This is a genomic window from Edwardsiella piscicida (assembly GCF_001896205.1).
In the GTDB taxonomy this organism is placed as follows: Bacteria; Pseudomonadota; Gammaproteobacteria; order Enterobacterales; family Enterobacteriaceae; genus Edwardsiella; species Edwardsiella piscicida.
Window position 1 is genome coordinate 429,207 of the sequence record NZ_MPNU01000001.1, and the last position, 24,860, is coordinate 454,066.

The 24,860-nt window shown below is 53.5% G+C and carries 18 protein-coding genes; 8 read left to right on the forward strand and 10 right to left on the reverse strand.

Features of this window, described 5'->3' with window-relative positions; all coding sequences use genetic code 11:
- From BRD58_RS01855 to BRD58_RS01865, 3 genes are read left to right on the forward strand one after another with little or no spacing between them, the layout of a single operon-like run.
- Positions 1 to 1,236, forward strand: coding sequence for an HlyD family efflux transporter periplasmic adaptor subunit (locus BRD58_RS01855; protein ID WP_014524164.1), 1,236 nt, complete (start codon positions 1 to 3; stop codon positions 1,234 to 1,236).
- Positions 1,237 to 1,244: 8 nt separating this feature from the next.
- Entirely contained in the window at positions 1,245 to 1,655 is a 411-nt protein-coding gene (locus tag BRD58_RS01860; RefSeq protein WP_226079118.1) for a hypothetical protein, read from the forward strand.
- Entirely contained in the window at positions 1,645 to 3,612 is a 1,968-nt protein-coding gene (locus BRD58_RS01865) for an ATP-binding cassette domain-containing protein (protein ID WP_073381481.1), read from the forward strand. Before BRD58_RS01860 ends, BRD58_RS01865 begins: the two co-directional genes overlap by 11 nt.
- A gap of 1,211 nt (positions 3,613 to 4,823) precedes the next feature.
- On the opposite strand, the gene BRD58_RS01870 is transcribed toward BRD58_RS01865, so the two are convergent.
- Positions 4,824 to 11,897, reverse strand: coding sequence for an invasin domain 3-containing protein (locus BRD58_RS01870; protein WP_073381483.1), 7,074 nt, complete (start codon positions 11,895 to 11,897; stop codon positions 4,824 to 4,826).
- 467 nt (positions 11,898 to 12,364) lie between these two features.
- Between BRD58_RS01870 and BRD58_RS01875 the strand changes: the two genes are divergently transcribed.
- From BRD58_RS01875 to BRD58_RS01885, 3 genes are all read left to right on the forward strand, one after another.
- Complete coding sequence (locus BRD58_RS01875) at positions 12,365 to 12,733, forward strand: hypothetical protein (RefSeq protein WP_133175649.1); 369 nt, start codon at positions 12,365 to 12,367, stop codon at positions 12,731 to 12,733.
- An 11-nt stretch (positions 12,734 to 12,744) separates the two neighbouring features.
- Entirely contained in the window at positions 12,745 to 13,230 is a 486-nt protein-coding gene (locus BRD58_RS01880) for a helix-turn-helix domain-containing protein (RefSeq protein ID WP_052219212.1), read from the forward strand.
- Between the two features lie 736 nt (positions 13,231 to 13,966).
- Positions 13,967 to 14,314, forward strand: a complete 348-nt coding sequence (locus tag BRD58_RS01885) for a DUF4156 domain-containing protein (protein WP_012847203.1) — start codon at positions 13,967 to 13,969, stop codon at positions 14,312 to 14,314.
- 83 nt (positions 14,315 to 14,397) lie between these two features.
- Here BRD58_RS01885 and BRD58_RS01890 read toward each other — a convergent pair whose 3' ends face one another.
- The 5 genes from BRD58_RS01890 to epmB form a co-directional block, all read right to left on the reverse strand.
- Entirely contained in the window at positions 14,398 to 15,093 is a 696-nt protein-coding gene (locus BRD58_RS01890) for a LutC/YkgG family protein (RefSeq protein WP_034168849.1), read from the reverse strand.
- Positions 15,093 to 16,514, reverse strand: coding sequence for a LutB/LldF family L-lactate oxidation iron-sulfur protein (locus tag BRD58_RS01895; protein WP_012847205.1), 1,422 nt, complete (start codon positions 16,512 to 16,514; stop codon positions 15,093 to 15,095). The genes BRD58_RS01890 and BRD58_RS01895 overlap by 1 nt, the downstream gene beginning before the upstream one ends.
- 11 nt (positions 16,515 to 16,525) lie before the next feature.
- Entirely contained in the window at positions 16,526 to 17,245 is a 720-nt protein-coding gene (locus tag BRD58_RS01900; RefSeq protein WP_012847206.1) for a (Fe-S)-binding protein, read from the reverse strand.
- Positions 17,246 to 17,294: 49 nt separating this feature from the next.
- Positions 17,295 to 18,848: an L-lactate permease gene (locus tag BRD58_RS01905; protein WP_012847207.1), complete on the reverse strand. Its 1,554-nt coding sequence runs from the start codon at positions 18,846 to 18,848 to the stop codon at positions 17,295 to 17,297.
- Positions 18,849 to 19,086: 238 nt separating this feature from the next.
- Entirely contained in the window at positions 19,087 to 20,115 is a 1,029-nt protein-coding gene (epmB, locus tag BRD58_RS01910; RefSeq protein ID WP_015460786.1) for an EF-P beta-lysylation protein EpmB, read from the reverse strand.
- Positions 20,116 to 20,157: 42 nt separating this feature from the next.
- On the opposite strand from epmB, the gene efp reads away from it, so the two are divergent.
- Together efp and sugE are read left to right on the forward strand one after the other, a co-directional pair.
- Positions 20,158 to 20,724 carry an elongation factor P gene (efp, locus tag BRD58_RS01915; protein ID WP_012847208.1) on the forward strand — a complete coding sequence of 189 codons (567 nt, stop codon included), beginning with the start codon at positions 20,158 to 20,160 and terminating at the stop codon, positions 20,722 to 20,724.
- Between the two features lie 193 nt (positions 20,725 to 20,917).
- The gene (gene sugE / locus BRD58_RS01920) at positions 20,918 to 21,235 is read left to right on the forward strand and encodes a quaternary ammonium compound efflux SMR transporter SugE (RefSeq protein ID WP_069578066.1); all 318 of its coding nucleotides are present in this window, start codon (positions 20,918 to 20,920) and stop codon (positions 21,233 to 21,235) included.
- 68 nt (positions 21,236 to 21,303) lie between these two features.
- On the opposite strand, the gene frdD is transcribed toward sugE, so the two are convergent.
- Genes frdD through frdA form a run of 4 tightly spaced genes read right to left on the reverse strand, consistent with a single transcriptional unit; the run spans position 21,304 to position 24,618 of the window.
- Positions 21,304 to 21,660, reverse strand: a complete 357-nt coding sequence (gene frdD / locus BRD58_RS01925; protein ID WP_015460788.1) for a fumarate reductase subunit FrdD — start codon at positions 21,658 to 21,660, stop codon at positions 21,304 to 21,306.
- A gap of 16 nt (positions 21,661 to 21,676) precedes the next feature.
- Entirely contained in the window at positions 21,677 to 22,075 is a 399-nt protein-coding gene (frdC, locus tag BRD58_RS01930; RefSeq protein WP_014524167.1) for a fumarate reductase subunit FrdC, read from the reverse strand.
- Positions 22,076 to 22,091: 16 nt separating this feature from the next.
- A complete protein-coding gene (locus tag BRD58_RS01935; RefSeq protein WP_012847213.1) occupies positions 22,092 to 22,826 on the reverse strand; it encodes a succinate dehydrogenase/fumarate reductase iron-sulfur subunit in 735 nt (244 codons plus the stop codon).
- Complete coding sequence (gene frdA, locus BRD58_RS01940) at positions 22,819 to 24,618, reverse strand: fumarate reductase (quinol) flavoprotein subunit (RefSeq protein ID WP_015460789.1); 1,800 nt, start codon at positions 24,616 to 24,618, stop codon at positions 22,819 to 22,821. The genes BRD58_RS01935 and frdA overlap by 8 nt, the downstream gene beginning before the upstream one ends.
- Positions 24,619 to 24,860: the final 242 nt, after the last annotated feature.

A 24,860-nucleotide genomic window follows, 5' to 3' on the forward strand; every position in this document is an offset into this window, starting at 1 on the left:
ATGAGTGATAGCATAATTTCTCGTAAGCTTATGATTTTATTGGGTGTAATGCTGGTGCTTGTTTTTTATATCTGCATTGCCAAAATAGACATTGTAACGCCTGGCACCGGTGTTATTACTGGCGCCGCTGATAAGCTTGTTATCGTGAGTCCTGACTCAGGGTTTATTAATAAGTTCGATCTCAAAACGGGGTCTTTAGTTAAACAAGGAGATATTTTATTTTCTTATACCAATCTTGAGGTGTTTCATCAAGAGAAGACCCTGAATGAATTAGTCTTGTTTGCTGATACGCGCATCCATAATCTAGAAGAGGATCAGCGATTACTCAAGATGATATTAGATGGCAATGTCTCTAAAGAGAAAGGATTTTCATCCCAGAATACCTCTATTCCAGTACAGGAGTTAAGTGCGTTTAAGTTGCTTAATGAATATTTTTCCCTTAAGAATGAAGAGGATAATCTAAAACTTCGCGAGCAAAAAATGTTGGAGGAAAAGGATGATCTTAATCATCGAGTTCTTCTTCTGAAGAGGAAGGGAGGCCTGTTGAGATCGGCAAAGGCTCCTGAGATCGAGATTATAAATAATCAATCGGAAGTTAGTCAGATTATCTCTCAGATAACATCTGGAGACATTAGCTTGCTCTCATTGCAGAATGATATGAAGGCGGCCAGCAACAGGTTTCGCAGCAGCGTTCTTGAGCAGCTAAATAATAATTCTGATCAGCTTCAGGTGCTGCGTAGAGAGCGCCTTGAAAATATTGGCCGCCTTGAGTTGTTAAGAAGTAAAATCATAGCAAATAGCGTTGTATCACCGATTAATGGCGTCGTTCTGAGTATTGAGCGGAATTTTGATAAAGGATCCTATGTTGAAAATTCACAGCCTGTAATGACGATCAAGAAAAATAATGAAAATAAGGTGATTGATGCAAAAATTTTATCAAAATACAGGCCGTTTATATATGCAGATGCCTCGGTGAAGATTGTTATAAACTCACCAGGGTATAAAAATAATATAAATGGTCACATTGCTAAAATTAGCGCCGATTCTTTTTCTGATGATGAGGCGAGAGGCGGTGAGCGCTATTATAAAGTAGAGATTAAACCTGATGATAAGGCCGTGGTTCCTCCTGAGCTTGAAGGCGTTCAGGTTAATGTTTATGCATTAAGCAAAAAGATAACTCTGCTGAATTATATGACGGCATTGGTCGGTGATAACATAACCTTTAATGTTTGGTGATATTGATTATGTTGGGATTTGTTTCTGCTTTATCATCTGCAGTCGCGATAATGATATTGTTAATGTCAATATTGCTAGCTAATACTATTGCCATTCTTTTAGAGAATGAAAATGAAATTAATGTAGCGAACTTAATATATGACAATCCGGAACAGTCTGTCGCTATAATTGGCGCAGAGCAAGGCTATTCAATATCAGCTAAAGATATCTTGCCATTAGCGGACAAAGATTCATCGGTGAAGTTGTATTGTACCTACGGTTATAACTTGAATATGGAAATGGCAAGGAAATACCTTACATATAATTATCTTGTGCTTAAGGTGGCATTAAAAGATAAAACTATAATAGTTGAGCAGCCTATTTATAAACCGCTCAGTAAAAATAATTGTGTTGTGGAAGAGTTGAGCGATGAAAAATAATTTTTTTGATATCATGCGTAAATATTGTTTCATCGAAGGTGAGCGCTTTAATACGAAAAATAAAAGCACCGAAATGCAGGATGTTATCATTAATATTAATGAGTATATTGTTAATTATTTTTTTGAGTTCACTGTTACCTCTGTCTCATATCAGAATAACACGTCACTGCCAAAAACATTTGTGGTCGAGTGGGGTGAGTCCAACTATATTATTTTGCAGAGGGAGAGTAATAGGCTAATTAACTTAACATCATCCATCACCATTGCAAACGATGACTTAATCAACAAGAGAGTGTTCTTTTTATCGAAAGAGCTAAAAAAAATAGATGATAATGATGCTTTCTCTGCCATAAAAAAAATGACACCGAGAGCTAGTTATTTTTCATTGGGGTTGATATTTTTTGCATTAATCACCCCGCTGTACTCCAACTTGTTTAACACACGATTGATTTACAGTGATTCATACAATTCGATATTTTTTGTGACGGGAGTGTTCATCCTTTTTGTCATACTGGAGTTGTTGCTTAAAAGTATTGTGTATGCGAAAACGGCCCAGCAAGTTAAAACAAACAACATCACATGCAATGCGTTCTATTTATATTTGTTGAAGCTATCTAACTGTCGTAATGCAGCGGTAAAAATTAGAACAATAGACTCATCTGCCACCGCCCTATGGGAGTCATATCCATTGATTCCCGTTGATTTTTCTTTGGCTCTTTTGTTTCTTGTTTGCCTGTTTTCCATGATGAGCATATATGCCTTTCCGCTTTTTATTTACTATATCATATTGACTTTTTTATGTGTTTACGTGCGTTTTTCTGCATATAAGAAAACGTTGCAAACGAACACCTCTAGCTATGAAAAAATGTCCACATTGATTTCTTTGGAAGAGAAAAGGAAAGAGCTGAAGTTTTTACGCGGAAATTTCTGTGAGAAGTTGTTAATGGATAAGACCACTAAAGATGAATATACCAAGATGGAGATGAATATTGATAATCACCACTGGGCTGAGTTGATAAAGTCCAATTCGTTTGTCTCCATGGTGGTTATGTTCATTTGCTCTTATTTTGCAGTGGTCAATGGTGCGCTAACTACCGCATCTATTATTGCTATCATGATAATCAATTCTCGCCTATCTGGTGCGTTAGTTGGTGGTATCAATAAGATGTATTTATCTAAACTCCATGCCTTTCATATCAAGAGTAGTTTGGGGGAGTTATTAAAGGATCGAGATCAATGTATTTCCCATAATGGTATCGCCATCTCTCACATAGAAAACTTTTCCGTTAGTCATCTAACCATTCCATTTCTTGATAGCGCTCTGGTTAACGGGTTGTCTTTAAGTGCGGTGCCGGGCGATATCATTGGTATCACCGGGGCCTCAGGGACAGGTAAGTCATCATTAATAAAAGCATTGTCGAACTCATTTAATGATTACTCTGGTACGATTAAATTAAATAATGTCGATATAAAGAATGTGTCCGCGGACTATATTAATAACTGTATATCCTATCACTCGACAAATAGCCGCTTTATCAAGGGAACGTTGCGTGAAAACTTTATGGTCTATGGCATTGTTAACGATCAGGATATCATCGACATCTTATCGTTGTGCTGTAAGAAACTCACGCTTTCTCGAGAAAATATAGATGAGAAATATGTGGATGAGCTTAACTTGTCCAACGGTGAAAGGCAGAAGGTCTTGCTGTGCATGGCATTGTTTAAAAAACCAGAGGTTATCTTCTTAGATGAGTCGACATCTTTTTTATCATCCGCTGATGCTATCACCTTTCTTGAGGAGATCAAGAGTTGCTATGCGCACGCCATTGTATTTTTTGCGACGCATGATATCGCGTTGAAAAATATGTTTACCCAGATAGTGACATTGCCATATGGCGAGGTGATGAGTCACAATGATTCTGTAATCAATATACCCATGCTAAAAATTAAACGCTAGGGATGTAGGCTGCGCTGTTAGCGGCGCGCCTCCCTGTTTTGCTGCGTGGTGACATCAGCGGAATGCACTTTTTTACAGACTTCGGATACGTTGCTCCGGCGTCTGGTTCTTTTCCGGCGCATCAGGGCTATGTCGGGTATCCTCCCGTTATGATTCCGCGATATTTACCGATGTAGTCCCCTACGGCAGACGCCAAATTACGCTCGGCTCATCGCGAAAACCGCCGTTAAATGACGCGAGCGGGGCATTCTCTGCTGACTTTCCCGGGCGGTGAGTCGTCTTAAGGGGGAGCCGGTGTGTAGACAGAATGACCACCGTGACCCCTTCGAAACCCTTCCTGTATTCTCCGTGATGACCCTTCTTAGCGCGATGATACTCCCCTTTGACGCGGGGGTAGGCATTCGCGATTAACGCTATCGACGGCGGCTAACGTGGACGGCAACGTTCGGAACGGATTACCGGCAATAACGTTGGTGCTCTGCTCAGCCCCACGCCGGTATCTCTGGATGCACGCAGCGTGAATGACCCTCATGGCCCATCGAGGGAAACGCTGTGCGCTGGCATATCCCTTCGTGGCAAATAAATACGGCGTGTTTGCTTATGGCGCATCTAACCAGTCTCTCCTCAAGAGAGGGCATATGCATGCGTTGAACCGCGTGGCGAATATGGGTTTGCGCTATTTTTCTTATTCACTATCGCTATGACGACGGCGACAGTGGTACGGCGTACGGTTTTATATCATCCGACGACGGCCATGACGTGTGCCAATAGGATAGGCTACCGGCCATCGGGCGATGGGATTGCGCTTTTGCGCTGGACGCCATAAATACGCTTGGTCCGGGATGACATCAGCCCGGCCGAGGTTCTAGGGACGGATTTTGGCGTCCAAGTCTGACGACGGCAGTATCGCGCTATCTCGTCTGAGGGTTCCCATTTCCGCCTGATCGCCTGTCGACGTCGACTGGATTTAGAGTGAAGTCGTCCACTCGTGGGTATCTCGCGACGTTGTTCTGCCTGGTACCGTTGTCTTGCCGGGTAAGGGCAGGCCGAAGGCTCGGTGGGACACTGGCTATGAAGCAAAAGGTGGGGGGGTAATCAGCCTGGTCTATCAGACGATGAGTCGCGGCGTATTTCTCTAATAAAGAAACCCCAGGGGGCGAACCATCGCAACCCCTGAGGTTTATGTGTACTGCTTTAATGTATAGCCTGTTTTATAGGCAGGTTTTCACCATGGAGCAGTCGAGGCTAGCCATGGTCGGCACTGGATAATCGACAGATGTCGTGTTATTCCACAGGCGTGTCCCTACGTCATAATGTCGGGCTGTATTATCCAATAATGTATTCCACCCCACCAACGCCTCGGCATAGTTCCTCTTAAGTTGATATTTGTAGATTGCCCATCGATAGGCTCCCGCGCCATTTGAGGCTAAGACACTGTACTCATCGCTATCAGAGAGTCCGTTACCTATATCGAATGCCCCCCACTCACTGCTGTTGACGCCATAGCGTGCCGCTAATACCTTGTTGTCACTGTTCCTCAGCAGATAAAGATTGGTTGCGGTCGGTCTAGAACCCTCCGTTCCGGGATTAACTGACAGCTGATTATTTTGGGTTTTTGTATCTGAAATCACTACGTTCATTGCGGTAAATGTCGCCTTTTCAGTGAGCGTAGCAAGCGCTGTGCCATTCACTTCGACTGAAATATCGATACTTCCCGGAATGATATTAGATACCGTCGCCGTATAGACGCCGTTTCCATCATCTCTCACCGCCCCGAACGTGGAGTACTCCGGTGCGCTACTGATAAATTTCACGCGCTGTCCGCTTACCGGATTACCATGTGTATCTTTCAATGTTAGGGTTAATGCGATGGGTGAATTCGCCTCCGCGGTAGCGTTATCGAGTGCCAGGGTTGACTGTGCACTATCCAGGTGATCCTTATTGCCATTCAGCGTTACCGTAGTATGCAGCGATGCATTCATCGGATTGCCATTCACCGTCACGGTGATGGTGGTTGTGAACGCTTCGGTCCCCGCGAGAGTTGCATGGTAGGTACCGTCATTCAGGGGTGTCGTGGAGCTGATAGTAATACCATTGGTTTTACTGCTGATAAATTTCACATCCTGACTCGAGATAGGATTTAGGTGTGCATCCCTCAAGGTCAATTTTAATGCGGATGTCTCTACGCCGTTGGCCACGATCAGGTTTGGCGTTGCTTCGACGCTCGATTTGCTGGGGTCTGGCGCGGAGCTATCGCCATTGATGGGAACCTCCAGATTGAGCGGGAATGCGCTGCCATTTAGCTGGGTGGTCACATGGGCGATCCCCGCCGCGGTGCCGGCATAGATCGTCGCCGTATAGGTACCGTCGGCATGGCCGGTCGTCCTACCCCCATCGCTGATGGAGCCTAAATCGGTGGACAGAACGACCTCTTGTCCGGTGATGGGATTACCATGCACATCTTTCAGGGTCAGGGTCAATGTTGCTCTCCCCGAGGTTCCCGTAGTTGCCTCAAGGTTATACGGATTAGCCTCCAGGGTGGATAGCGTGGCGTCGGGTTTACTGCTGTCGGCGATGAGCGTCACCGTCGCCGCATGCACGGCCAGCGCTTTGCCGCCGACGGTAACGGTTATCTCGGTCGTGCCCGCGCGGGTACCGGTCAGGGTCGCGCTATAGCTACCGTTACCTTTTTCCGCGGTGGCCGTGAGATGAATACCGTCCTTTTCACTGCTGATAAACGCGACATCCTGCCCACTAATCGGGTTGTCGTTGATATCCTTCAGCATCAGCGTCAGCGTCGAGGCCTGGGTGCTGTCGGCCACGATCTGCGTTGGCGCAGCTACCAATGTCGATCTGGCGCTATCGGGGTGGCTGCTGTCGGCGGTCAGGGTCACCGTCGCCGCGCTCACCGCGAGCGGCTGGCCATTCACCGTTACCGTTATCTGCGTGCCGATGGCGCGGGTTCCCTGCAGCGTCGCGCTGTAGTCGCCATTCCCGTTATCGGTCGTACCGCTTACCGTGATGCCGTCGTGCTCGCTGCTGATAAAGGCGACCGTCTGACCGCTAATCAGGTTGCCGTTGACGTCCTTAAGCGTCAGCGTCAGCGTCGAGGCATCGCTCCCGTTGGCCACGATAGTCTCGGGGGTGGCCTTAAGGCTGGACTTGGCGGCATCGGGATTGCTGCTGTCCGCCGTCAGATTGACGGTCTTCGCATCGATAGCCAAGGCGACCCCATTAACCGTTACCGTAATCTGGGTACTGACGGCGTGGGTACCGCTCAGGGTGGCGCTATAATTACCGCTACCGTCATCCGTGGTACTGCTGACGGTGATACCGGTATTCTCGCTGCTGATAAAGGCCACGCGCTGCCCGTTGATCGGGTTATCGTGGATATCCTTCAGCGCCAGCGTCAGCGTGGAGGCCTCTATCCCATTGGCCACGATCTGCTCAGGCTTGGCCGTCAGGGTCGACAGAGCGGCGTCGGGCTTACTGCTGTCGGCGGTCAGGGTCACCGTCGCGGCGTTCACCGCCAGCGGATTGCCATCGATCGTCACCGTCACCTGGGTCATACCGGCTCGGGTGCCGCTCAGCGCGGCGCGATAACGGCCGTTACCCTCGTCGCTGGTATTGCCGACGCTAATTCCGCTCTTTTCGCTGCTGACAAATTTCACGTTTTGCCCGCTGATCGGGTTGCCGTTGATATCCTTCAGCGTCAGCGTTAGCGCCGCGGCCTCTGTCCCGTTAGCTACGATCTGATCGGGCTTCGCTGCCAGGGTCGACTTGGTGGCATCGGGCTGGCTGCTATCGGCGGTCAGGGTCAGGCTGGGCGCATTCAGCCGCAATTCATTGCCGTTGACCGTGGTGAGGATGCGTGCACTACCCGCGGTGATACCGGCGGTGAGTACGGCGCTATAGGTACCATCGCCATGATCCACCGTGCGTCCAACGACGATACCCAGATCGCCGCTGAATGCGACCGTTTGTCCGGCCAGCAGGTTACCGTTCACGTCCTTCAGCGTGAGCGTCAAGGTGGCGTTATCCTTACCATTGGCAACGATACGCGACGGATCGACAACCAGTGCGGATTGCCCCGCATCCGGATTGCTGCTGTCCGCCTTCAGGCGGACGGTCTCTGCCGCGACGCCCAGCGTGACGCCATTGACCTTCACGGTAATCTGGGTGCTGACGGCGCGGGTGCCGGTCAACGTCGCGCTATAGCGACCGTTCCCCTCATCGGCGGTGGTAGTGATGCTAACGCCGTTCGTTTCGCTGCTGATAAACGCCACGTTCTGATCCGCCAGTGGATTATCGTTGATATCCTTCAGCAGTAGCGTCAGCGTGGCGGCATCGCTCCCATTGGCGACGATCTCATGTGGATTAACCGCGAAGCTGGACAGGCTGGCGTCGGGTTTACTGCTGTCGGCATGCAGCGTTACCGTTACGGCACTCACCGCCAGCGGTTTGCCATCGACGGTCACCGTTACCTGGGTCATACCGGCACGGGTGCCGCTCAGGGTGGCGCTATAGCGGCCGTTGTCCTCGTCGGTGGTCTGGCTGATGCGAACGCCGTTCTTTTCGCTGCTGATAAAAGCTACGCTCTGCCCGCTAATCGGGTTGCCGTTGATATCCTTCAGGATCAGCGCCAGCGCGGCGCTATCGGCTCCGTTAGCCACGATCTGGTTGGGGGTCACCGCCAGGGTCGATAGAGTGGCATCCGGCTTACTGCTGTCGGCGGTCAGGGTTACCGTCGCGGCGCTCACCGCCAGCGGCTTGCCATCGACCGTCACCGTTACCTGTGTCGCGCCGGCCCGGGTACCCTTTAGGGTGGCGCTATAGCGACCGTTGCCCTCATCCGTCGCGCCGCTGATGACGATGCCGGTGTTTTCGCTGCTGATAAAGGCGATGCGTTGTCCGCTAATCGGGTTGCCGTTGACATCTTTCAGCATCAGCGCCAGTGCGGCGGCCTCCGTTCCGTTAGCCACGATCTGGTTGGGTTTAGCCTCCAGGGTGGACAGGGCGGCATCCGGTTTACTGCTGTCGGCGGTCAGGGTCACCGTCGCGGCGCTCACCGCCAGCGGATTACCATCGACCGCCACCGTTACCTGAGTGATACCGGCACGGGTGCCGCTCAGGGTGGCGCGATAGCGACCGTTGCCCTCGTCGGTGGTATTGCTGATGTTAACGCCGTTCTTTTCGCTGCTGATAAAGGCCACGCTCTGCCCGCTAATCAGATTATCGTTGATATCCTTCAGCGTCAGCGTCAGCGTGGCGGCATCGACGCCATTGGCCACGATCCGGCTGGGGTTGGCCTCGAGGATCGATTTGTCGGCATTCGGGTTGCTGCTGTCCGCCGTCAGGGTCACCCGCGCGGCGTGTACCGCCAGCGGTGTGCCATCGATCGTCACCGACACCTGGGTGATGCCCGCGCGGGTACCGCGCAGGGTGGCCGTGTAGCGGCCGTTGCCCTCATCCGTCGCGCTGCTGACGGTGATGCCGGTATTTTCGCTGCTGATAAAGGCGATGCGCTGCCCGCTAATCAGGTTGCCGTTGACATCTTTCAGCGTCAGCGTCAGCGCGGCGGCCTCTGTCCCGTTAGCCACGATCTGGCTGGGCTTGGCTTCCAAGAGTGAACGGGTTGCATCAGGCCTGCTGCCGTCGGCGCTCAGGGTGACCGCTGCGGCACTCACCGCCAGCGGTTTGCCATCGACTGTCACCGTCACCTGGGTTGTACCCGCGCGGGTACCGTTCAAGGTGGCGCTGTAGCTGCCGTTGCCATGGTCGGTGGTGTGGCTGATAGCGACGCCGTCACGCTCGCTGCTAATGAACGCCACCTTCTGCCCGTCGATCGGATTGTCATTGATATCCTTTAGCGTCAGCGTCAGCGTTGCGGCGTCTGTCCCGTTGGCCACGATATGATCGGGCGTGGCTGTCAGGGTTGACTTGGCGGCGTCGGGCTGGCTGCTGTCGGCTGTCAGGGTTACTGGCGCGGAGCGCCCTAGCAGCGGTTTGCCATCGATCGCGACCGTTATCTGGAGGGGACCCGCGCGGGTTCCGCTCAGGGTGGCGCTGTAGTTGCCGTTACCGCTGTCGGTGGTGCTGCTGACCGTGATGCCGCTGCTTTCGCTGCTGATAAAGGTCACGCTCTGCCCACTAATCGGGTTGCCATAGGCATCCTTCAGCTGCAGCGTCAGCGCCGTGGCGTCTTTACCGTTGGCGATGATGCTCTTGGGGCTGGCCAGGAGTATCGACTTATTAGCATCGGGATGTGCGCTGTCCGCGATAAAATTCACCGACTGCGTTTGGCTTACGCCATTCACGGTTGCCGTGATAAGCGTCGCGCCCGCCGCCGTATTCGTGACATTCAGGCGCGCTACGCCATGCTGATCCGTATTTATCTCAGCATTGCTTGGTTTAGCGCCATTATTGGTCGTCATCAGGATCGTTTTATTCGCGACGCGGCCCCCGCTCTCATCGGTGAGGATGTAATCCACGCTGATGGCGTCGCTGCCATTCGCTACGGCGTTATCATGCTGAACTTCGAACTTACCCTGAAAAACGGTCGGTGGCTCAACGGTAACCGTCAGATTGATGGTGTTGGATTGATTTCCTTTCGTATCAAATGCCGTGGCGCTCAGGTGATAAGTATTGGCCGCGATTTCAGCTTGCGCTGTCGCGTGGCTGCCGCTGCGCCTTGCCGTAGCGCTATAGCGATAAGAGGGTAGGGTTAGGTTGAAGTGGGTTTTGTCCTGGCGCTGTAGCTTTCCGCCCGCTGAAATAAACTCAGCGTCCTGCCAAACAATATCCTGCAAGCCATATTTAGTTTGCAATATGGCACTGATCATATGCTCCGAGCCCGGCTGCCCACTGAGGGTGTCGCTGGGCAGGGATAAATGCATAAGATTCTGTTTTTGGTACTCTAAGACGATATTGTTGTTACGCTCAACCAGATTATAGCGGCTCTCGGAAATCAGACGAGAATGGGGAACGGCGGAGGGATCGACTTGAGCTCGCCAGTCATCGCCAATACGATAGTTTAGCTGTACATTGAATTGGGTATCATGCTCGCTATTTTTACCCAAACGCTGGTCAACACCCAACGTTAATAGGGGGAAGGGGGTATAGTTTACACCTACGGTAAAGGCGTAAGGGTTACGCTGTAAGTTATCCTTACCAAATAGCCCTACCGCATCCCCGAAGTATTGCTCATACATTAACTTCCCACCTAACTGTGGCAATGTAGGCATCCAGGCATTGGCTCTGACATCGAAGCCATTTGCCGGGCGTTCATTATAATCAGCCAGATCACGTGACTGATGCCAGTCGCTCAGGCGTAGGTAACCATTAAGTGAGAGTTGTAAATAGTCGGTCCATGCCTCGCTCCCTAGGCCAAGGCGTGAGTTTTTTCCGCTCAGGTCATGATCGTAAAAGGCATTTACCCCGAATAACCAATTGTTGGATAAGGTACGAGTACCAATACCGATATTTAGCGTATTGCGATGATCTCTATTGCGAAAGCCTAACTGGGTAAAGGTTGTCGTTGTCGGTGTGTCGTAAAACGGCAATAGCCAGTCAAGTGCGCTTCCATCAAGCGAAAAGTTTTTATCGATATTAAGTTGAAGTTGCGCGGTGCCGTATTTACTTAACCATTTGACGATTTCATCATTGGCGGCAGCCGTGGCCCAAGATCGCGCCATTTCCGATGCAGCATTGGATGACTGGGGCGATGCCAGTACGCGCCCTACGCCCATCAGTTGGCCTGCAACTCGGCTCTCTCTTTCCGATGTATCGGCGTGCGGAGAGAGCGGCGTTGCGGCAGCAGGTGAGCCCGGCTTGGTCAGCGAGGAGCCTGAGTGGGGAATATCAATTTCATCGCCGGCACCGATCTTGTCGATACCGTGGGCGAACTTACGAAACTGGTTTATTTTTTTTAGTTGGCTAACCGTTACGCCCAGTTTTTTCGCGACGCTGCCTACCGTTTCACCCTTTTTTAAAATATAGGGTTCAGTTGATTGTGCGTGTATTTGCATCGAACTGCGCTGCGCGGCCGCAAGACTCATACTTGGCGAAAATGAAATCGCGATAGGGAATAGTATCTGAGTGATAATATTACACCACGCCATCACCTTAATCTTGATGGGCTGTGGTGGCGTCGCCATTTTACGTGCGATGGGTTTATTCGACGATGTGCTGTTGGACTTTCTGGGACGTCCATTGATTAATGGCAGTATGGAACTTAGCCTTTTCTTGCTTATTAAGTTCAATATGTCATATGTATATTTAAACATACTCGTTTACACCTGTTCCATTCGTAATAAACAACCATGCGGCTATGCGAAGACATGGCTAAAGTAACAATGTCAAGATAAAAATTGTTTTTCTAGGGTAGCGTAATGGTCTGAAAACGGTGAGCGTGATTGGATTGATCTCTGAACCATTTGGCTCATTTTTGTGTTTTTTGAAATTTAACCATAGATATATCAGGTTTTTTTATCGATTCGTGGTGTGTTGAGCTAATGATTTTGATTGTTTAGCCAAAAATACAAGGTTAATGTCATTTTGCTAATATATAGTGTGCCAAAAAGAATCATTAACTAATGAGATAGAATTGTAATTATATATTTTAATCTATTATATTTATGGCGCATTATTTATGACTCATTGTCACACAGGTGTAATTGGACTCGTTATCGGCAATAACAAAAACATGACCGATATGTAACTATTTGATAGTAGTGGATTTTATTGAGTAACCATGATGACGTGTGATGAACAAGAAATAACTATTTCTCAAGGAGTGAAAAGCAGTGATGCTTATCTTTGTGTGCCCATGGATAGATATAAAAATAGAGTGAATGTTTTATCATCTCTCTTTAGTCTAAAGATATTTAAATCTATCTTGATACGGCTAACTGAGGGCGAAATGACAATTTATAGTGAAAACGCTAAGGAGAAAACGGTATCTGGCACATCGTTACTTTTTTTGGCTAAAAACCAAACGGTCATCATCGCATTGAAGGCGGATGAAAAAAAACCACTGTATGATATTTTAGAGTTGGATACCGAGACGATAAAAAATGCATACCGATATTTTTTTTTGATGTCGAGAATGAGTTGGCCTTAAGAAAGCGTGTGATGGTTAATTTCTTATCTACCAAGGTGGATAGAGAAGCCCTGATAGCCTTTCAGCTTTTTAAAAAAAAGACACAAACTCAATCCTTATCGAAGGAAAAAAAAGCAGCCTATCTTTTTTTTCTACTCTCTTACTTTGTTAGAGAGGCAGATGCGCTATCTCTCTTTAGAGGGGCGTCCTCTTACTTACTAAGAGATAAGGTGTATGACATTATCATAACGAACATTAGCTATAAATGGTCGCAGCAGGATATAGCGGATAGGCTCTTCATGAGTAGAGCTACGCTAAAAAGAAAGCTATTGTCGGAAAAAACAACGTTTAGTGATATTTATCTTAATGCAAGAATGAACCAGGCGATAAAGCTTTTGCGCATTGGCGAGTATAATATATCGCAAGTGGCAAATATGTGTGGTTATGAAAGCATCTCTTATTTTGCCAGGGTATTTAAATCATTCTTTAACAGAAAACCATCTGAATATATGTTGTGATTTAATTTTTCTTTACGCCTTCCATCATATTCATGGTCAAGTATCGCTATAATATGAAGGCTGATAGCGTGTCTTGTTGCATTAAGCTTTCCCGATAGCTTAATTTGGCCTGATTTAGGCTGCCGAGACACGCTTTTCGTCTTACCGCGTTAACCATTAAGATAAATAGTAATGGAATGGCAAGGCAGCGAATGAACGCTGGCGTTCATGTCTCCTGACGGGCGAGTATATTGCCGAGGGAGTTTGTCTGCGTGAGGTCGTCAGTGATGCTCCTAGGGGCGCCGAGGTGTATAGCGCGGCGGCTGAGGAGGTCATGCAGTATTAAAGCCGATATGGCCGAGATAGGGGCCATGTTGAAGCCCGTACGTATATCGGCAACGGTGGATTTTCAGGGCCATCCTCTGTGGTGTCGCGGGGGTGAGCGCTGGCATTTGAGGCGAGTTTCCATTGGCGTCATGACGCTGTATGGTTGAAAAGGGGCGCACGCCGAGCACCTGACGGCATTGTGACGCAATGGGCGTGGCTTACGTTTTTATGTCCGGCGTATGATGTCGCGCGAAATTTTGTCATCGCATTGTGGCCTCGCGGGTTTCAGATACACTAGTATGCGGTGATATACCGGGATCGGCCGGAGGGCTCCCGAGCCGTCTGTGCGCCAGTACGCCACATTTATTCAGTGTTACCAACGGATTCTGGTATTATTCGGATAACATTTACACATCAAATGGGGAATAAGATGCGGATTAAAGGGTTACTGGGTCTGGCAGCCGTCATGCTGCTGGCAGGGTGCAGTACCATGACTCAGCTGTCTTCCGCCGGGCAGCAGGTGAAGTTTACCGATACGAAGCCGGGCACCGAATGCCAACTGCTGGGCGAAGCGGTGGGGACCCAGAGCAACTGGCTATCGGGTCAGGGCGGTGAAACCAGCTCCATGCGCGCCGCCGCTAACGATCTGCGCAACAAGGCTGCCGCAATGGGGGGCAACGTGGTCTACGGCGCCGTCAGCCCGAGCGAAAGCTTCTGGTCCAGCTTTGCTCCGCTGGATAGCAAGATGAGCGGACAGGTTTATAAATGCCCGAACTGAGTGATGGTGACAGGGAGCGTCGGTTCAAAAAAGCCGCGGCCTGAGGGCCGCGGCTTTTTTAGTGAGGGCGCCGACGTCGCCGTTTAGCAGTCTTCAACGATCAGATAGGCGGCGTTTACCGGTCCGTGCACCCCGACGACCTTAATCAGCTCGATATCTGCGGTCGAACTGGGTCCTCCGATCAGGTTGATGCAGGATGGCATCCGCTCCCCCCGCTGCGCGCGCTGGTGTAGCAGGCTGGCCAGCTGCGCCACCCGCGGTAGAATGGTGCTCTTACGCAGCACAAAGACGGAGGACTCCGGCAGCAGGCTTAGCGCCCGCCCGCGCAGCGCCGAAGAGAACAGCACCACGCCGCCGGACTCGGTTAGCCCATATTCGGCGTAGACTACGCCAACCTTGGCCTGCTCCGCCATACGCAGATTCTCTGCGCCGAGCGCCGGATCCCATACCGTCGCCGGACACTCTCTCACCAGCGTTTCGGTGATCCCCAGCTGCGCCAGGCGTTGATCCCCGCTGACGAGGGTTGGCGTCTGGCCATAGCGCTGGCACAGGTGCAGCGCCGCTTGGGCGGCCTCGGCCTCGCTGCAGCGCTCACAGTGCGCCAGCATCACGTTGCTAGCGACGTCGATAAAGGCGTCGCAGCGCTGCTGTGGGCTGAGCTCTGTCAGACGGGTTTGGGCATAGTCATTGATGGGCTGGGGCCGAGGCTGTGGAGTATGACGGACTTCGCGCCCCAGCTGGCGGGCGATCGTGGCCAGAAATTCATCGCGATTATTCATTATTTATTCCCCTGCGCCTTGTGCTGTTTAAACCAACTGCGGAAGCTCTCGCCATCGGCCTGCGGCAGATCGCGCGCGGCGGTCCACTCCGCCAGCGCCCCAGCGTTGATGGGCGCCTTGCCGCCTTTAATGAACCAGCTGGCGGCCCTGGCGCCGGCGATCATGCCGACCTTCCACAGCCCAGGGTGGCTGTTGGCATAGGTAAACAGCCGGGTCGCGCGCTGCTCCGCCTTCGGCGGCAGGCCGGCTTCGACCATGGCCTGACGATGACGCAGGATCAGTTTGGAGAGCGGGATATTGACCGGGCAGACGCTGTCGCAGGCGGTACACAGCGAGCAGGCGTAGGGAAGATCCTTAAAGTTCGCATAACCGCCCAGCAGCGGTGAGATCACCGCCCCAATCGGTCCCGGATAGATGGAGCCGTAGCCGTGACCGCCAATGTGACGATAGGCCGGACAGGTGTTCATGCAGGCGCCACAGCGGATACAGCGTAGAACGGCGCGGAACGGCGAGCCGAGAATGCTGGAGCGGCCATTATCGACGATCACCAGGTGGAACTCCTGTGGACCGTCAAGGTTGTCCGCCTCGCGCGGGCCGGTCAGCCAAGTGTTGTAGCCGGTCAGTCTGGCGCCGACCGCGCTGCGCGCCAGCATGGTGATCAGCACATCCACCTCTTCGAAGGTGGGGGCAATGCGCTCCATCCCCATTACGGCGATATGGGTCGGCGGCAGGGTCGTGCACATCCTGGCGTTGCCTTCGTTGGTCACCAGACAGACCGAGCCGGTTTCGGCGACGGCAAAGTTACAGCCGGTGACGCCGATGTCGGCGCTGAGGAAGTCCTGGCGGATCTTCTGACGGATAAACAGGGTCATCGCCTCCGGCGTCTCTGGCCCGTCGTATCCCAGAGTCTCATGCAGTACCCGACGGATCTGGGTGCGATCCTTGTGGATCGCGGGCACCACCACGTGGGAGGGCGGATCTTGATCCAGCTGCAGAATGTATTCGCCCAGATCGGTCTCCACCACCTGGATTCCCGCCTGCTGCAGCGCGTGGTTCATGCCGATCTCTTCGGTGACCATCGACTTGGCTTTCACCACCTTTTTGGCGTTTTTGGCCTGAGCAACCTGCAGAATGTAGCGGGTGGCGTCCTCTTTGGTCTTGGCAAAGTAGACCTTTCCGCCGTTCTCCGTCACCTTTTCCGCCAGCTGGTACAGGTAGGCGTCCAGGTTATCGAGCACGTGATCGCGGATCTGTTCGGCGCGTTCGCGCCACTCATCCCAGTGCCCCAGCTCATCCACCATTTTTTGTCGGTTGGCGCCGATGCGCTCCTGGGCGTTGGCTACCGCCTTACGCATGACCGCATCATCCAGTTGGAGCCGAATGCGATCCTTAAATTTTACATCGCTGGTTTTCAATGACATGACATCCCCCCTTAACGGCTCATCAGCACTTCGGCGATGTGCATCACCTTGACCGGTAGCCCTTCGCGCTGCAGGCGGCCGCCAATGTTGATCAGGCAGCTGATATCGGCGCCGATCAGATACTCCGGCTGGACCTCCATCATGTGGCTGACCTTCTCCTTCACCATCTCGCCGGAGATCTCGGCCATTTTTATGGAGAAGGTGCCGCCAAAGCCGCAGCAGGTTTCGGCGGCGGGGAACGGCAGCAGCTCTAGCCCGCGGACGTGGCTCAGCAGCGTCAGGGGCTCCTCGCGGACCTTCATTTTGCGCAGCAGGCTGCAGGAGGGGTGGTAGACCGCCCGTCCCGGCAGACGGGCGCCCACGTCCTGAACGCCGAGGGTATTGACGATAAAGGAGGTGAGGTCGACCATCCGGTTGGCGACGCGCTCGGCGCGCAGCGCCCACTCAGGCTCGTCGCTCAGGTAGCTGGGATAGCTCTTGACCGCATAGGTGCAGGAGCCCGCCGGCGAGATGATCGGGTCGTCGTTCTCCTCCAGCGCGCGGATCAGGGTCTTCATTCCCGGAATAGCATCCTTAACGTAGCCGCCGTTGATGGCCGGCTGGCCGCAGCATCCCTGCTTTTCCGGGAAGTGGACCGTACAGCCCAGCTGCTCCAGCAGCAGTACGCTGTCGCGCGCCATGCGCGACTTAAGGGCGTCTCCAAGACAGGTGACGAAAAAGTTGACGTTCACGACAGAAAATCTCCATTGCAGAAAATAAAATATTATTTAATTCAATTGATTAAGACATAAATAGGTAATAGACCAGACCGACCTTCAGCCCCAGAATAACGATATAGGCGCAGCAGTACTTCAGGGTTCCGGACATGATGGCGCTGCCCTGGCCATCCATGCGGGTCGCCGAGACGGCAATGGCGATGCTCTGCGGCGAAATCATCTTGCCGCCGGTGGCCCCCGAGGTATTGGCGGCCGCCAGCCACAGCGGATCGACGTGCAGCTTTTCCGCCGCCATGGTCTGCAGCTTGCCAAACAGCACGTTGGAGTTGGTGTCGCTGCCGGTGACAAAGGTCCCCAGCGCGCCGATGATCGGGGCGATAAACAGATAGCCGCCGCCGGTGACGTTAACCAGAGTCTGTGCCAGGGTGGCGATCAGCCCGCTGACGTCCATGACCGTCGCCATGGCGACGATAGCGCTGATGGCGATGATGGAGTTTTTCAGCTGCTTCACCGTGGCGACGAAAACCTGCAGCATCTGGCGCAGGGCGGCGCCCTGAATCACCCCGCCTATCAGGGTGGCGATGATGATCAGAACGCCTGGCGTCGCGATCCAGTCGATCTTCAGCTTCAGCACCTGGCCGTTGGCCAGCGGGAAGGGCAGAACGCTGGCGACCTGGGCGACGGTCGAGCGGATCGCCGGAAACAGCGGTGAGCACAGCAGAATGAAAATAAAGATCAGTAGGTAGATTGCGCAGGCGCGCAGCAGCTGTGGGGCGGAATAGCGGACGTTGCCCTTGAGATGGGCGCCGTCAATGCGGTATTCGGCGGCGGTCTCGCCGCGCCGCGCCTTGGCCATCAGGGTGACAACGATCAGACTGACCAGGCTACCGGCAAAGGCGGGCAGCTCGGCGCCCAGCTTGATGGCGACCAGGTACTGCGGAATCAGGGTCGAGATGCCGCACAGCAGGGTCAGCGTGAAGACGCCGCGCAGGGCTTTGACACCGCCGCCGATGATGGCGACGATGACAAACGGCAGCAGAATATTAAACAGGGCCAGCTGGGAGATGATGGTTCCGCTCAGCGCGGTGACCGGCAGATTGACCTGCTCAGCCAGAATCGAGACCGGGATGCCGACGGCGCCAAAGGCGGTCGGTACGGTATTGGCAACCAGCGAGGCGATGGCGGCCTTGAGTGGGTTAAAGCCCAGCGCGATCAGGATCCCGATGGGGATAGCCACCGCCGTACCGTAGCCGGCGGCCGCCTCCAGGAAGCCGCCGAAGCACCAGGCGATCAGCAGAACCTGAATGCGCTTATCGTCGCTGACGGCGGCCAGTACGTCGCGCAGGATGTCCATGCTGCCGGTCTTTAGCATCAGGTTATAGCTGTAGATAGCGCCCAGGATCACGATGACGATCGGCCACAGTCCTTTTAAGGCTCCATAGATCAGCGCAGATCCCAGGGTTTGCAGCGGCGTATGCCAATACAGGCCGGTGACCGCCAGCGTCAGCGCCAGCGTGATCAGTACGGCGAGATGGATCGGGGTTTTCAGTTTCAGGATCAGGATGATCATGACAGCAAGCGGCAGGATACCCAGAAAAAATGGTAAGTATGCAGGCATAAATTTCCCTAACAAACGCAGATTAACATTATTGGTATGATGAATTATCGCGGTGTATTTATAACGTAAATGGTCGGTTAAAGCATATGGCTGGATCGCTTCAGTTTAACAAATAGTTAAAATTTATGGTTATTAGCACTATTTTGTTTCTGAAGTGTGACGTTTGTTGCCGCTTGCGTGGCTATGGAGAGGCGGCCTGCCCGCCGAAGGCGCAGGCCGATACAGCGTTTGCGGGGAATTATTGCTGGCGCAGATGCAGATCCAGCTGGGTTTTGCTCGGTTCACCGCCGATTTCGCGGGTTAGGCGCGGTACCAGATAACCGGAGACCTGGGCCAGCAGCCCATGCATCAGGCGACGCGCCTCATCATCCGGCACCATAAAGTGGGCCCCGCCCTGCACCTTGTCTAGAACGTGCAGATAGTAGGGCAGAATGCCGGCGTCAAACAGCGCATTGCTCAGGGCCGCCAGCGTATCGGCGCTGTCGTTAACGCCGCGCAGCAGTACGCTCTGATTCAGCAGGGTCACGCCGGCCTGCTTCAGTCGCCCCATGGCCTCGCTCAGCGCTTCATCAATCTCATTGGCGTGGTTAATATGGGTGACCAGCACCATCTGCAGACGGGAGTCCGCCATACGTTGGCACAGCGCATCGGTCACGCGTGCCGGGATCACCACCGGCAGACGGCTGTGGATACGCAGGCGCCGGAGGTGCGGCAGCTGCTCCAGCTGGGTGAACAGCCAGTCCAGCTCGTGATCTTTGGCCATCAGCGGATCGCCGCCGGAGAAAATGATCTCATCCAGCTCCGGGTGTTCACGCAGGTACGCCACCGCTCGCTGCCAATTGGCGCGGGTTCCCTGGTTTTCTTGATAGGGAAAGTGGCGGCGGAAGCAGTAACGGCAGTTGACCGCACAGCCGCCTTTGACCAACAGCAGCGCCCGATTTTGGTACTTGTGCAGCAGACCGGGAACGACGCTGTGCTGTTCCTCCAGCGGATCGGTGGAGAAACCGGGGGTTTCAATAAACTCGGCGGCGTCACTCATCACCTGGCGCAGCAGGGGATCGTTAGGATCGCCTCGGCGGATCCGGCTGATGAAGGCGCGCGGTACCCGCAGAGGAAACAGGCGACGAGCCTCGCAGCCTGCCAGCCACTGTGGATGGTCAGAAAGGCCCAACTGGGCCAGTAAGTCGGCGGGGTCGGTGACAACGTCGGCAAGTTGTTGCAGCCAATCTTCTCTCGGCTGCCCTTTTTGGGTTACAATATGTGCCATTTTTTTGGCTAAGCTACCAAGTAAATTATTCAGAGGGCCTTTATGGCAACGTATTCTAGCAACGATTTCCGCTCCGGTCTTAAAATCATGATGGACGGTGAACCTTACGCCGTTGAATCCAGTGAATTCGTCAAACCGGGTAAAGGCCAGGCCTTTGCCCGCGTTAAGCTGCGCCGTCTGCTGACCGGCAAGCTGATCGAAAAGACCTTCAAGTCGACCGATAGCGCCGAAGGCGCCGACGTGATGGATGTGAACCTGACTTACCTGTACAACGACGGTGAGTTCTGGCACTTCATGAACAACGAGACCTTTGAGCAACTGGCTGCCGATGCCAAAGCCGTTGGCGACAACGCTAAGTGGCTGCTGGATCAGGCCGAGTGCGTGGTTACCCTGTGGAACGGCCAGCCTATCGCGGTTACCCCGCCGAACTTCGTTGAGCTGGAAATCGTTGAGACCGATCCGGGCCTGAAAGGGGATACCGCCGGTACCGGCGGTAAGCCGGCAACCCTGACCACCGGCGCGGTGGTTAAGGTTCCGCTGTTCGTTCAGATCGGCGAAGTCATCAAGGTGGATACCCGCTCTGGCGAATATGTCTCCCGCGTGAAGTAATCCCTCTCGCTGAAGAAAACCGCGCCTGGCGCGGATTTTTTTTGCTCATCGCGGCGCATGGCGTTCCCATCATCTGCCGGGAAGGGTATGGTAGAGAAACACCTGGGGATGCCGCCTACGGCTCCTCCTGTGCGGGACGACCCGCACATGCCGCTTTTTTCAGGGACGCCCCTGCCCGTCGTTGGACACCATCATGTCTTGGATTGTATTGCTGATAGCCGGCCTGCTCGAAGTGGTCTGGGCCATCAGTTTAAAGTATTCCCATGGATTTACCCGTCTGTGGCCCAGCGTGGTTACGCTGCTGGCGATGGCCGCTAGCGTGCTGCTGCTGGCCCATGCGATGAAAACCCTGCCAGCCGGTACCGCCTATGCGGTCTGGACCGGCATTGGCGCCGTCGGCGCTGCGATCATGGGGATTGTCCTGCTGGGCGAGTCGGCCAGCCCTCTGCGTCTGTTGAGCCTGGGGCTTATCCTCTGCGGGATACTGGGGCTTAAGTTTAGCCACGCTTAGCGCCCGCCGCGCGGATGCGGCCCCATAAAAAAAGCCTCCCGCAGGAGGCTTTTTCGTCACAGGGCGGATTACAGGGTAAAGATCCCGATCAGCGCCACTACGCTCAGAATGGCCGCCAGGCCATAGAATACCCAGCTGGCTGCCGGCACGTGGATCTTCAGATCGTGCATCATGTGATGCAGACGGTGCAGACCACACCACAGCGGCAGAATGATCATCAGCAGCCAGAAGATACGGCCAATGATGCTCTGGCTGAAGCTCAGGGCGCGCTCAAAGGTCAGCGCATCCGGGAACATCCCCAGCGGCAGCAGAATACCGACGATCAGGATCACGGCCGGCGCGAAGATAGCTCCCCACATACCGCCTGCGCCAAACAGACCCCAAAAAACCGGCTCGTCAGAACGTTTGTAGACTTTATTGTTCATCATGCATTCTCCTCGGTTACAGCAGGGCCAGGCCCAGAACCACCACGGTAGCGACGATAGTGACAACCCACAGCGCCTTGATAATCGGTGCCGGGCCCATCTTCTCATCGTTTACCACGATGTTGGCCGCCTTCGGCGCCAGCTCAAACCAGGTCTTGGTATGCAGCACGGCCAGCAGCAGGGAGATGATATTGAGGACCAGTACCAGCGGGTTTTGCAGGAAGGCAACGAAGCTTTCCCAGCCTGCGGCACCGTCTTTCAGCGAGAATACGCCGTAGATCAGCACAATGCTGAACCAGACGTTTTCCAGCGCTGAACTTTCGCGCAGCATGTAGAACTTATAGAAACCCAGCTTTTGCCACCAGTTGGATGACATACCCCGCACATAGGGTTTGCGTTTGGTTGAAGTCGTCATTGCAATCGAGTCTCCCTTATTGCGGTTTCAGCATTGCGATCATGAAGTCTTTGGCACTTTCTACCTTGCCCTGCTGGATGGCCGCAGCCGGATCCACGTGTTTCGGGCAAACTTCAGAGCAATAACCGACGAAGGTACAGCTCCAAACACCGTTTTGGGTGTTCAGTACCGGCATACGCTCTTTCTTACCGTGGTCGCGGTTGTCCAGGTTGTAGCGGTGAGCCAGGGTGATCGCGGCCGGGCCGATGAACTCCGGATTCAGACCAAACTGCGGGCAGGCGGCATAGCACAGGCCACAGTTGATGCAGCCGGAGAACTGATGGTATTTCTCCATCTCCGCCGGGGTCTGCTTGTTGGTACCGTCTTCCGGTTTGCGATCGTTGCCGATGACGTACGGTTTGATCGCTTCCAGGCTCTCGATAAAGTGGGTCATATCGACCACCAGATCGCGCTCAACCGGGAAGTTGGCCAGCGCCTCAACGCGCATCCCGTTCGGGTGGTCGCGCAGGAAGGTCTTACAGGCCAGTTTCGGTACGTTATCGACCATCATCCCGCAGGAGCCACAGATAGCCATGCGGCAGGACCAGCGGAAGGAGAGGTCTGGCGCCAGATTGTCCTTCACATACAGCAGGGCATCCAGCAGGGAAGTGGTGTCATCATACGGCACCTCGTAAGTCACAAAGCGCGGCTCGGCATCCTGTTCCGGGTTGTAGCGCATGACTTCCATTTTCAGGTTTTTCATCTCAGCCATTCGCTTTTTCCTCTTTCTTCTTGGCTTCCTGAGCTTCTGCTTCGGCACCGTATACACGTTTGGCCGGCGGCAGCTTGGTGATCTTCACATCGCTGTACTCAATGCGCGGGGCGCCGCTTTCATTGAAGTAGGTCAGCGTATGCTTCAGGAAGTTTACGTCATCACGCTCGGTGCAGCCTTCATCCAGGCGCTGGTGAGCACCGCGGGATTCGCGACGGTTAATGGCGGAGTGCGCCATACATTCGGCGACGTTCAGACCGTGCTCCAGCTCGATGGCATACAGCAGTTCGGTGTTGAATACGCTGGAGGTATCGGTGATCTTGACGCGTTTGAAGCGCTCTTTCAGCTCGGCCAGTTTGTCGACCGTCTTCTGCATCAGATCGGTGGTACGGTAGATACCGCAGCCTTCTTCCATGGAGGTGCCCATTTCATCGCGCAGGGTCGCCCAGTTTTCGTTGCCTTCCTGGTTAACCAGCGCTTTGAGGTTGCCCTCGATGTCTTTCACCTGTGCGTCCAGCGCCGTGCCGTTCGCCGGGGTGACATTCTGCAGATGCTGCAGGGCGCTTTCACCGGCGACGCGGCCAAAGACCACCAGCTCAGCCAGGGAGTTGGAGCCCAGGCGGTTGGCGCCGTGCAGACCGACAGAGGAACATTCGCCGACGGCGAACAGGCCCTTGATGCGGGTTTCGCAGTTCTGGTCGGTTTCGATACCGCCCATGGTGTAGTGCGCGGTCGGACGTACCGGGATCGGCTCATTGACCGGATCGACGCCGACGTAGGCCTTGGCCAGTTCACAGATGAACGGCAGACGCTCGTGCAGCTTCTTGGCGCCGAGGTGACGCAGATCCAGATAGACTACATCGCCACGCGGGGTAGAGATGGTGCGGCCTGCGCGCCATTCGTGCCAGAAAGCCTGAGACACTTTGTCGCGTGGCCCCAGCTCCATGTACTTGTTCTTCGGCTCGCCCAGCGGGGTTTCCGGCCCGAGGCCGTAATCCTGCAGGTAACGGTAGCCGTCTTTGTTGACCAGAATACCGCCTTCGCCGCGGCAGCCTTCGGTCATCAGGATACCTGAGCCCGGCAGACCGGTCGGGTGATACTGAACGAACTCCATGTCACGCAGCGGAATGCCGTGTTTGAAGGCCATGCCCATACCGTCGCCGGTGACGATGCCGCCGTTGGTGTTGTAGCGGTATACGCGGCCTGCGCCGCCGGTCGCCAGGATAACGGCGTTGGCGCGGATCTGCACCATGGTGCCTTCCATCATATTGATGGCGACGACGCCGCGGGCCTGACCGTCATCCACCAGGATATCCAGCACGAAGTGCTCATCGAAACGCTGGATCTGCGGATACTTCAGTGAGGTCTGGAACAGGGTGTGCAGCATGTGGAAGCCGGTCTTATCCGCGGCAAACCAGGTGCGTTCAATCTTCATGCCACCGAAACGACGTACGTTGACCGAACCGTCAGGTTTACGGCTCCACGGACAGCCCCACAGCTCCAGCTGGGTCATTTCGCGCGGGCAGTTATGTACGAAGTGATCGACGACGTCCTGCTCACACAGCCAGTCACCACCGGCAACGGTATCGTGGAAGTGGAAATCGAAAGAGTCATGAGCCTGAGTGACGGCCGCGGAACCGCCTTCCGCCGCCACGGTATGGCTGCGCATCGGGTACACTTTTGAGATTAAGGCAATCTTCAGTTGAGGGTTGGCCTCGGCGGCGGCAATCGCTGCTCGTAAGCCAGCACCCCCAGCCCCGACGATGGCAAGGTCTGCGTTAAAGGTTTGCACTGCATTCCTCCGGGTGTTCAATGGTAAAGTAACGTTTAAAAACGAATAACCATTCCAGAATACGTATTAAAGAAAGGTAGCATAGATGTAGCCGCTGTCCTTATTACGCATGGGAATGGTTATGTTTTATAAGTTCGAATCCGAAAATTATACCCATATTGAAGTAGTAGAAAATTGACGTGGTTGGGTGTTTTATCCTTTTTAGGGCGGGAAAATATAGTAAAACGTGATCTTAATAATGT